Genomic DNA, 9,362 nt, shown 5'->3' with positions numbered 1-9,362 from the left:
CGGGCATCTGGGCCAGTGGAGTTCCCCGGAAGGTAATGATGTCCATTCGTGCAGTATCATCACTACCCGGGCGAATGACTTTATACGGGAAATTCATGACCGAATGCCTGTTATACTATCCAAAGAAAGCGATTACAGAACTTGGCTGGAATCAGATGAACCCAGCAGTCTGAAAAAACTGCTGCATCCCTACCGCGGTCCAATAGTATCTTACAGGGTTTCCAACCTTGTAAATTCACCCAAGTTTGATAATCCGTCTGTTATTGATGAAATAAGGTAGTTTTCAGTTATAGGCCTTCACATTAACAACGCAGCCATATTTTGGTTATTCCGAACAAGTTTATTAGAATAAACACGGAATACCTTGAGGAAATATCAAAAATAAACCAGGCAGAAGATTTGAAGAAGTTAACTTTGTTTTATCTGGAATTAGGGCATTACGTGACACATGGAGCATATTCAATGAGAAAGAAAAACATATGTCTCTCCGGCAAGTTATCAGGAAAATAAATGTGTATCGGGAGCATGTTGAGGTTGATTTTTTCGGCATCAAAAACAATGTTGCACCGGAACATGATTCCGGTGCAACATTGTTCTTTTTAGTGGTGGGAGCAAACGGGTTCGAACCGCTGACCCCCTGCTTGTAAGGCAGGTGCTCTCCCAGCTGAGCTATGCTCCCATTATTTAATGCAATTAGTACATGTTTGGGGTGGCTCGTTCCGCCAACATCCTGCTTGTAAGGCAGGCGCTCTCCCAGCTGAGCTAATCGCCCGTATTTGGTGACCCCTACGGGATTCGAACCCATGTTACCGCCGTGAAAGGGCGGTGTCTTAGACCGCTTGACCAAGGGGCCGATTCGGTCATCAGTCTCGCGCATAAGTCATTGTGTAATTCATTGTGTTGCGCTATGTTGACCATTCTTTATGAGCTGACTTATTTGCGCCTCATGGTGGGCCCACCAGGATTCGAACCTGGAACCAGCCGGTTATGAGCCGGATGCTCTACCGTTGAGCTATGGGCCCAAAAATGGCTCCCCGAGTAGGATTCGAACCTACAACCTACCGGTTAACAGCCGGTTGCTCTACCGTTGAGCTATCGAGGAACATCGGTAGTTATTATTATAAAGTAATTTGTACTTTTCGTCAACTTTTTTATTATGAATTTATTCTAAGTAATCCTTTAGCTTTTTACTGCGGCTGGGATGTCGCAGTTTCCGGAGGGTTTTGGCTTCAATTTGCCTGATCCGCTCCCTGGTAACACCAAACTTCTGTCCAACTTCTTCCAGCGTCCGCGCCCGGCCGTCGTCCAGACCGAAGCGCAGCCTTAATACCCTCTGCTCGCGGTCAGTTAAAGTTTTCAATACCTCATCAAGCTGCTCGCGCAAAAGAGTGAAGGACGCCTCTTCGGCTGGAGCCCTGGCTTCATGATCCTCAATGAAATCACCCAGGTGGGAGTCTTCCTCCTCACCAATGGGAGTTTCCAGGGACACCGGCTCCTGGGCAATTTTAATTATTTCCCGGACTTTATCCTCGGAAATATTCATCTCTTTGGCGATTTCCTCGGGGCTTGGTTCCCGGCCCAGCTCTTGCAGAAGCTGTCTGGAAACCCGAATCAGCTTATTGATGGTTTCCACCATATGCACCGGGATCCGGATCGTCCTAGCTTGATCCGCTATCGCCCTGGTGATCGCCTGGCGGATCCACCAGGTGGCATAAGTGCTGAATTTATACCCTTTACGGTAGTCAAATTTTTCTACCGCTTTGATCAACCCGAGGTTGCCCTCCTGAATCAAGTCCAGAAACAGCATCCCCCTGCCCACATAACGTTTGGCGATGCTGACCACAAGCCGTAGATTGGCTTCTGCCAGCCTTCTTTTCGCCTCTTCATCGCCATTTTCCATGCGCTTGGCCAAATCTACTTCCTCTTCAGAGGTAAGGAGTGGAACGCGGCCGATTTCTTTAAGGTACATGCGTACGGGGTCATCAATACCAACGCCTTCAGGGATGGATAGATCTACTTCTGTCTCTTCGGCAGCTACTTCAATTGCTGCGCTTTCAAGCTGTTCTTCAGGTACCTCCGGGACTATCTCCACACCCATGCTGGCTAGTTTTTCGTAAAAATCATCAATTTGCTCAGGGGTAATATCCGTCCCCTGGAGGCTGTCCATAATCTCGTTGTAAGTCAGAACTCCGCTTTTCCGGCCTCTTTCAATAAGTTCCTTAACACACTCTATTTTGATTTCGTCCCTCAGCTGCCGTCACTCCCCTCTCTAGGGTGCTTCCATGTATCTTTCTTTAAATATTGTTGATATTCCTGCAACAAGCTTGCGGTACGCTCTCGATCACCCAGTCGTTCAGCCTCAGCAATTCCCCGCAAAAGAATATATTCATTCCATAAGTTATGATATAGCCAATGCTCGCCGGATTTTTCCGCTTCGTTTATTTTCTGCAAAAGCATTCTTCTGCGTTCCTGCCGGTTGCAGCGACTGATGAACTCCACGTAGCTGTTAATCATTTGGACCCGGTCTTCCCCGGGAATTTCGCGGGTTAACAAGTAGCTTAACAAAGTTTGCTCATCATCCCCAAGATAGTTAAAAAGTTCTGCTGGCTGGTAAACAGGTCTATTAAAAGCTTCTTGAACTTTTTGCAATAATTTATAATAGCTATTTATGCTGAAAGGCACGGGGCCTAGTTTTTCCATGACAATAGCAACTAAGGACGGTTCCTCCAGAATCAGGCGTAAAAGGCCTGCCTCTGCTTTTTCTCGTGCGCTCGCTTTCTTAGTATCATTTATTCTATTATGCTTAATTTTAACAATATCATCCGTATTTGACCATTTTTTTCCCTTAATTGCCTTAAATCTTTTAAATTCACCTCTAACTGCTTCCGGACTTGAATTTAGGAACCGGGTGATTGCTTTCAGGCTCTCTTCCACTTCCACTTCACTTTTCAGTCCGGCCACGCTGGGAAACACCTGATGCATAATTTCCAATTTATCAGACACAGTTTTAACCGGTCTATTATTAAATGCTTGCTGTAATTTATATTCAATTAATGAAGGCGCCTGGTCTATTAAATTTTCCCAGGGCTGATAACCATGCTTTCGTAAAAATTCGTCAGGGTCTTTTCCGTCGGGTATTTTTACAACCCGGACCAGGCAACCAAGTTCCTGCAGCAGGTCTAAGCTCCGCATGGTAGCGGCGACACCTGCCGCGTCAGCGTCATAAGCGAGTACAATATTTCTGTTGTAATTCATCATCAGCTTGCCCTGGTCTCTGGTCAGGCTGGTGCCGAGTGATGCCACCGCATTAGTGATGCCATAATGGTGGGCAGTGATTACATCCATATATCCTTCCATGATAATAACATAGCCCTTTTCCCTAATTGCGCTTCTGGCCTGATGAAGTCCGTAGAGCAGACGGCCTTTGTTAAATAGCGCGGTTTCAGGGGTATTAATATATTTTGGAAGGGATTGATCAAGAACTCGCCCGCCAAACCCGACCACCCGGCCGGCAGCGTCCCAAACAGGCAAAATTATGCGCTGGCGAAAGCGGTCATAATATTTTCCTTTTTCCGTTTTAATAGCCAGCCCGGCTTCAGCCACTTCTTGAGACTGGTAACCTTTCCCCTTTAGATGTGACAGCAAAGAATCCCAGCCCGGCAGGGCGTAGCCCACCTGAAAACGTTCTAAAATTTCCCTGGATAACCCGCGACCAGTTAAATATTTTCTGGCCCCGGCAGCTGCATCATGGCGCTGGCAGATATTAAAAAAATAATCCATGGCCAGGCTGTTGATTTGCCTTAACCGGCTCCACCGGTGCTCCTTTTCACGCTCATGAGGGCTTTCGTTAACCGGGATGGCAATTCCGGCCTGCTGCGCCAGTTGGCTCACAGCTTCAACAAAAGTAAGGTTTTCCTTAAGCATCAAAAATTTAAAGACATTCCCGCCGGTATTACAGCCAAAACAGTGAAAAATCTGCTTGTCCGGCGTTACAGTAAACGAAGGTGTGCTGTCCTGGTGAAAAGGACACGAGCCGGTGAAATATTTGCCCTTTTTCTTAAGCTGAACGTACCGGGAAACCACCTCAACAATATCTGATTGCAGGCGGACTGTTTCAATTAATTCATCAGAAATATAGCCCACCCTGACCACCTTCAATATAACCAATGTGAAACAAATTTATGAGCTTTTCCAACGGTTAGTAAAATTACGACTAATAATTACTTTTGTTAAAAAAATATTCGCTAAAACTTGCAATTCCCCTGCCAGACAGACGACAATATTTTAGATTATTACGCTTCAAATATTATTACCAGAATATGTAACACTTAACCACAGCTCATTCCACCCAGGACACCGGCAAAAAGTGTTTCTGGTAGGTCCTGATTGCAAACCGGTCTGTCATTCCCGCAATATAATCACAGGCGGCGCGCTGCGTACCATCTGTTTTGGCCCGCTCAAGGTATTCACCGGGCAAATTTTCCGGACATTCCTGGAATTTATAAAATAGATGCTCAATAATATGATGCGCTCTGGTTTCTTCGCGCCTGGCACGTGCGCCTAAATAAACATGTTGGAACAGAAATCCTCGCAGCTGGTCTGTGGCGGCCTGGACTGGGGGGCTCATCCGGATCATTTTTGACTCGTTATAATTTGTTTGGATCAAGTCCAGCACCATATTATTGATCCGCTCACGGTGTTTGCTTCCCAGGATTTCAACGCTTTCCCCGGGGAGGTGGGCCAGGGTGAGGACACCTCCCCGGATAGCATCGTCTATATCATGATTAATGTACGCGACGCGGTCGGCGATTTTTACGATCTGGCCTTCTAAAGTGGCCGGTCTTACTGGTCCGGTATGGTTTAAAATGCCGTCCCGGACCTCCCAGGTCAAATTAAGCCCCTGGCCTCCCTCCAGCAGGTCAACAACGCGCAGGCTTTGCTCATTATGTCTGAAACCAGGCTCAATTAACCTGTTCAGGGCTGCTTCACCGGCATGGCCAAAAGGAGTATGCCCTAGATCATGACCCAGTGCAATCGCTTCGGCAAGGTCCTCATTTAGCCTGAGCGCACGTGCTACTGTACGGGCAATTTGGGCCACCTCCAGGGTATGGGTAAGTCTGGTCCGGTAATGGTCACCTTCTGGACTAATAAAAACCTGGGTCTTATGCTTAAGCCGGCGAAAGCTTTTGGAATGAATGATCCGGTCCCGGTCACGTTGATAAGCCGTACGAACAACACATTCCTCTTCTTCAACAACCCTGCCCCGGGTAGAACTGCTCAAGGCGGCACAGGAAACAAGCATCCTTCGCTCAACTTCTTCGGCGCGCAGTCGGATATCCATCATCCACCTCTAACTTACTGTTTCAAGAGTTAAATTTATTCTCTATGTAATAACCGGCTCAATCATTTAACAGGGTTGAACCCACCGGTGGAATTCTGGACAGAACAGTATACTTGGGACCGCGTGAGCTTAATTCACTGAGCATCAATTCAATTGAAGCAACATTGATCAGGCCCAGTTCACCCTCTTTGGCCACCAGTTTCTTTGCCCTTTCAATAATAGCTGAAAAGCCAAGGCTTGACCGTACTCGACCTAAAGTAAGATGAGGGGAAAACCGGCGCCTCTCCGGTTCAAAACCAAGCTGCCCGAGCCCTTTTTGTACTTGAGCATGCAGCCTGGCCAGCGCGGCAGTATCCCCTGAAATGCCCATCCATAGCACCCGGGGCCTCTCCACAGATTGAAACACTCCAACCCCGCCCAAATTTAGTTTAAAGGGAGCTATACCGGCAACTGAGCAGTTTAAGTTATCAATAATTGCGGAAACCAGAGTCTCCGGGACATTTCCAAGAAACTGGACAGTAAGATGAACGTTCTGCTCATCCACCCACTTTATGTCGGACGGAAGCCGGCGTAGTTCTTTTACGATAAGTCCCAGCTTCGCCTTGACTTGATCTGGAAAATTAACCGCCACAAATAATCTCATCTTCCGCAACAGCAATCACCTCATTATATCTTCCGGAGGTAAGTTATTCGTCATCGCTACCTATAATATCCTGCTCTGAGTAACAAGAAATTTCGTCGCTATTAATTTTTTCGAATGATCAAGATCTTCAATAATAATTAGGGAGGCCATTTGGCAGCCCCCCTGTTTTAGATTGATTTGATTGTAGACCGCCACCTTCAAATACCCGAAACCATGTTTTTCATCCACTTTGTTTTTTAGCCTGGCCTGGGCTGCCGCCAGACGGGCTACGGGCACCCGGAAGGGTGAGCAGCTCACAAAGTTTAAGCCGACTAAATGGTAGAATTCAATAGATTCCGACTCACCACCATGTTCCCCGCAGACACCAATCAGCAAACCGGGTTTAACTGCACGACCCAACTCTACCGCTATTTTCATTATTTTTCCCACACCCTATTTCCGGATCGCCATAGCTTTCACCTCCTGATCACATTTTTCAAAAGATCATTTATTATTTAATCTGCCTTAACAACTTTATATTCATCCATTACTTCCGCTGGATTTGTTCCCATACTATGTCTGAATAAGAAACTAATCGATTAAGTTCTCAATATTTTTAATATATAATGAACCAATACAAACCAATTTACGTCAAAAAATAAAAAGGAGTGTTCGTATGAACAAACATTTGTTATCTTTTCTGCTAATATTTTGTTTAACCGCCACTGCCAGCGCTAATGCCAGCCAGATTAATGTTAGTGAAATTAATAACGGGGAAGCATGGTGCCTTCAAGAGGGACAATCATTGAATTTATCGCTTGACAGCAATCCGTCCACCGGCTATTCGTGGCAATACCAATCAAAGCCGGACGCCAGCCTGCTCGAAGAAACGGGGCACTTTTATCAGGAGATACAAGTTATTGAAGGGCCGCCTGTGGTTGGCGCCGGGGGAAAAGAAAACTGGACTTATTTGGCAAAAAACACCGGGGAAACATCAATCACCCTTTGGTACAGCAGGCCTTGGGAATCTGTAATGCCATTAAAAACCTACATTTTGGAAATAATTGTGGTTCCCAAAATACAAATTCTTCTTGAGCAAAACTTGCTGGACTTTGATACGCCGCCGGTAATTGCAGATGATCTTACACTTGTTCCCCTGAGGGCAATTTTTGAAGCACTGGGGGCAAAGGTAGACTGGGTGCCTGCAGAACAAAAGGTGGTGGCAACCAAAGATAACCAGGTTATGGAGCTTATAGTAGGAAACAATATATGTTACATTAATGGTGCAGCCGTTAAGCTCGAGATTTCACCTCCAATAATGGGCAATCGAGTGCTGATTCCATTAAAGGTGGTTAGCGATTTTTTTGGCTGCAAAGTTGTACAGGATGAAGATGTTATTAAAATATACTATTAATCAGCATAACGACTTAAAGGAAGACAGCGAACCCCGGCTCATCAAAAACCGGGGTTCGCTGCATAACAATTTAGCTATTAATTTTTTAACGATTCAGGCGATCTAAAGTAGCCTGATGCTCGTCCTTTATTTCTTTTGGTAATTTATCTCCGAATTTCTCAAAGAAGGGCAACTGCCCGGCCAACTCGTCTTTCCAGACTTCCCGATCAACATCAAGTAGAGACTCTATTGTACCAGCCGGTAAATCCAGCCCCTCCAGGTTAAGGGCATCCGCCTTTGGAATATAGCCGATCGGGCTCTCAGTAGCCTCACCATTGCCCTCACAGCGGGAGATGATCCAATTCAGTACCCGCAAGTTTTCACCAAAACCTGGCCACAGGAATTTGCCATTTTCGTCTGTGCGGAACCAGTTCACATGGAAAATCTTCGGTGGATTGGGGATCTTTTTGCCCATGTCCAGCCAGTGCTGCCAGTAGTCACCCATATGGTAACCGCAGAAGGGAAGCATGGCCATTGGGTCACGGCGCACTACACCCACCTCGCCCGTTGCGGCAGCAGTTGTTTCGGAAGCCATCGTAGCGCCTACAAACACCCCGTGCTGCCAGTTGAAGGACTGGTACACCAGTGGGGCCACTCTAGCCCGCCGCCCGCCGAAGATCAAGGCTGAGATAGGCACTCCCTTGGGATTACGCCACTCCGGTGAAATTGATGGGCACTGTTCCGCTGGAGCAGTAAAACGTGAATTCGGATGGGCGCCTGGTGTGCCGCTTTCAGGTGTCCAGGGGTCGCCTTTCCAGTCTATACCTTGTGCCGGCGGATCCTGATCCAGCCCTTCCCACCAGATAGTTCCGTCCGGCCCCTCGAGCACATTCGTGTAAATGGTATTTTTCGAAGCCGCGATTAGCGCGTTAGGGTTAGTTTTGCTATTGGTGCCGGGAACAACTCCGAAAAAGCCCGCCTCCGGGTTAATTGCCCACAGGCGGCCGTCTTCACCAATCCTCATCCACGCAATATCATCGCCAACCGTCCATGCTTTGTAACCTTTTAAGGCTAGGGGCGGGATCAACATTGCCAGGTTGGTTTTGCCGCAGGCGCTGGGGAAAGCAGCGGCAACATAGGATACTTTCCCCTGTGGATCTTCAATGCCCAGGATCAGCATATGCTCGGCCAGCCAGCCCTCTTCCCTGGCCATATGGCTGGCTATACGCAGTGAAAAACACTTTTTGCCCAACAAAACATTTCCACCGTAACCAGAACCCACACTCCAGATGGTATAGTCCTCAGGAAAGTGCATGATGTAACGTCTATCTACGTTCAAATCCGCTTTTGAGTGGAGACCTTTAACGAAGTAATCGGAGTCCCCCAGCTGTTCCATTGCTTCTTTGCCCATAGTGGTCATAATACGCATATTTAAAACAACATAGATGCTGTCCGTTAACTCAATGCCTACCTTGCTGAAGGGTGAACCTTTTACCCCCATAATGTAGGGAATAACATACATCGTCCGGCCCCGCATCGATCCGTCAAAAATCTTGCCTGCTCTTTCATATGCTTCCGCAGGCACCATCCAGTTATTGGTGGGACCTGCATCTTCTTCTTTTCTTGAACAAATAAAAGTGAGGTGCTCAACCCTGGCCACGTCATTTTTTGCTGTCCGGTGGTATAAACAGCCCGGATACTTTTCCTGATTAAGATACTTTATTTCTCCGGTACTGACCGCTTCTTCAGTCAACCTTATTCTTTCCTCATCAGAACCATCGAGCCAGACTATCTTATCCGGCTTAGTGAGCTTGGCCATTTCTTCAACCCATTGTGCAACGGCCTTGTTACTATACATAGGAATCCCCTTTCCGATTAAAATTGCATCATTCAACTTAAAACAATTCTTTGTTCTAGGTTACACCCTCTATAAAAAAAAATAACAAAGCATTTTTACTCATATGTTATATAAATTCGTCATTGCTACCTATATTATCCTTCCCATC

The 9,362-nt window shown here is 46.7% G+C and carries 7 protein-coding genes, 4 tRNA genes and 1 pseudogene; 2 read left to right on the top strand and 10 right to left on the bottom strand.

Translation table 11 applies throughout. The features are described 5' to 3' along the window. On the top strand, nt 1–280 hold a 280-nt coding region (locus A4E54_RS09635), incomplete at its 5' end, for an SOS response-associated peptidase family protein (RefSeq protein ID WP_286725894.1). A 323-nt stretch (nt 281–603) separates the two neighbouring features. Here A4E54_RS09635 and A4E54_RS09630 read toward each other — a convergent pair. The 9 genes and pseudogenes from A4E54_RS09630 to A4E54_RS09590 all read right to left on the bottom strand — a co-directional run. Then, nucleotides 604–679, bottom strand: a tRNA-Val gene (locus A4E54_RS09630). A gap of 98 nt (nt 680–777) precedes the next feature. Then, nucleotides 778–853 (bottom strand) — tRNA-Glu (locus A4E54_RS09625). Between the two features lie 94 nt (nt 854–947). Beyond that, nucleotides 948–1,022 (bottom strand) — tRNA-Ile (locus A4E54_RS09620). 5 nt (nt 1,023–1,027) lie between these two features. Further along, nucleotides 1,028–1,102, bottom strand: a tRNA-Asn gene (locus tag A4E54_RS09615). Nucleotides 1,103–1,162: 60 nt separating this feature from the next. Further along, a complete protein-coding gene (rpoD, locus tag A4E54_RS09610; RefSeq protein WP_286725901.1) occupies nt 1,163–2,251 on the bottom strand; it encodes an RNA polymerase sigma factor RpoD in 1,089 nt (362 codons plus the stop codon). Next, complete coding sequence (gene dnaG / locus A4E54_RS09605; RefSeq protein WP_286725892.1) at nt 2,248–4,143, bottom strand: DNA primase; 1,896 nt, start codon at nt 4,141–4,143, stop codon at nt 2,248–2,250. Before dnaG ends, rpoD begins: the two co-directional genes overlap by 4 nt. Nucleotides 4,144–4,339: 196 nt before the next feature. Then, nucleotides 4,340–5,341, bottom strand: a complete 1,002-nt coding sequence (locus A4E54_RS09600) for a deoxyguanosinetriphosphate triphosphohydrolase (RefSeq protein WP_286725898.1) — start codon at nt 5,339–5,341, stop codon at nt 4,340–4,342. A gap of 58 nt (nt 5,342–5,399) precedes the next feature. Next, on the bottom strand, nt 5,400–5,984 hold the full coding sequence (gene thpR, locus A4E54_RS09595) for an RNA 2',3'-cyclic phosphodiesterase (RefSeq protein WP_286725897.1): 585 nt from the start codon (nt 5,982–5,984) through the stop codon (nt 5,400–5,402). Nucleotides 5,985–6,212: 228 nt separating this feature from the next. Further along, nucleotides 6,213–6,416: pseudogene (locus A4E54_RS09590) on the bottom strand (putative PEP-binding protein); the annotation flags it as partial. A gap of 223 nt (nt 6,417–6,639) precedes the next feature. On the opposite strand from A4E54_RS09590, the gene A4E54_RS09585 reads away from it, so the two are divergent. After that, complete coding sequence (locus tag A4E54_RS09585) at nt 6,640–7,377, top strand: stalk domain-containing protein (RefSeq protein WP_286725890.1); 738 nt, start codon at nt 6,640–6,642, stop codon at nt 7,375–7,377. Between the two features lie 85 nt (nt 7,378–7,462). Here the strand turns inward: A4E54_RS09585 and A4E54_RS09580 are convergent, their stop codons facing one another. After that, a complete protein-coding gene (locus tag A4E54_RS09580; protein ID WP_286725889.1) occupies nt 7,463–9,214 on the bottom strand; it encodes a phosphoenolpyruvate carboxykinase (GTP) in 1,752 nt (583 codons plus the stop codon). Between the last annotated feature and the right edge of the window lie 148 nt (nt 9,215–9,362).

This window comes from Pelotomaculum sp. PtaB.Bin117, from assembly GCF_002067195.1.
In the GTDB taxonomy this organism is placed as follows: Bacteria; Bacillota; Desulfotomaculia; order Desulfotomaculales; family Pelotomaculaceae; genus Pelotomaculum_D; species Pelotomaculum_D terephthalicicum.
The sequence above is the reverse complement of the archived record's forward strand: the minus strand, read 5'-3'. Positions and strand labels throughout refer to the sequence as shown.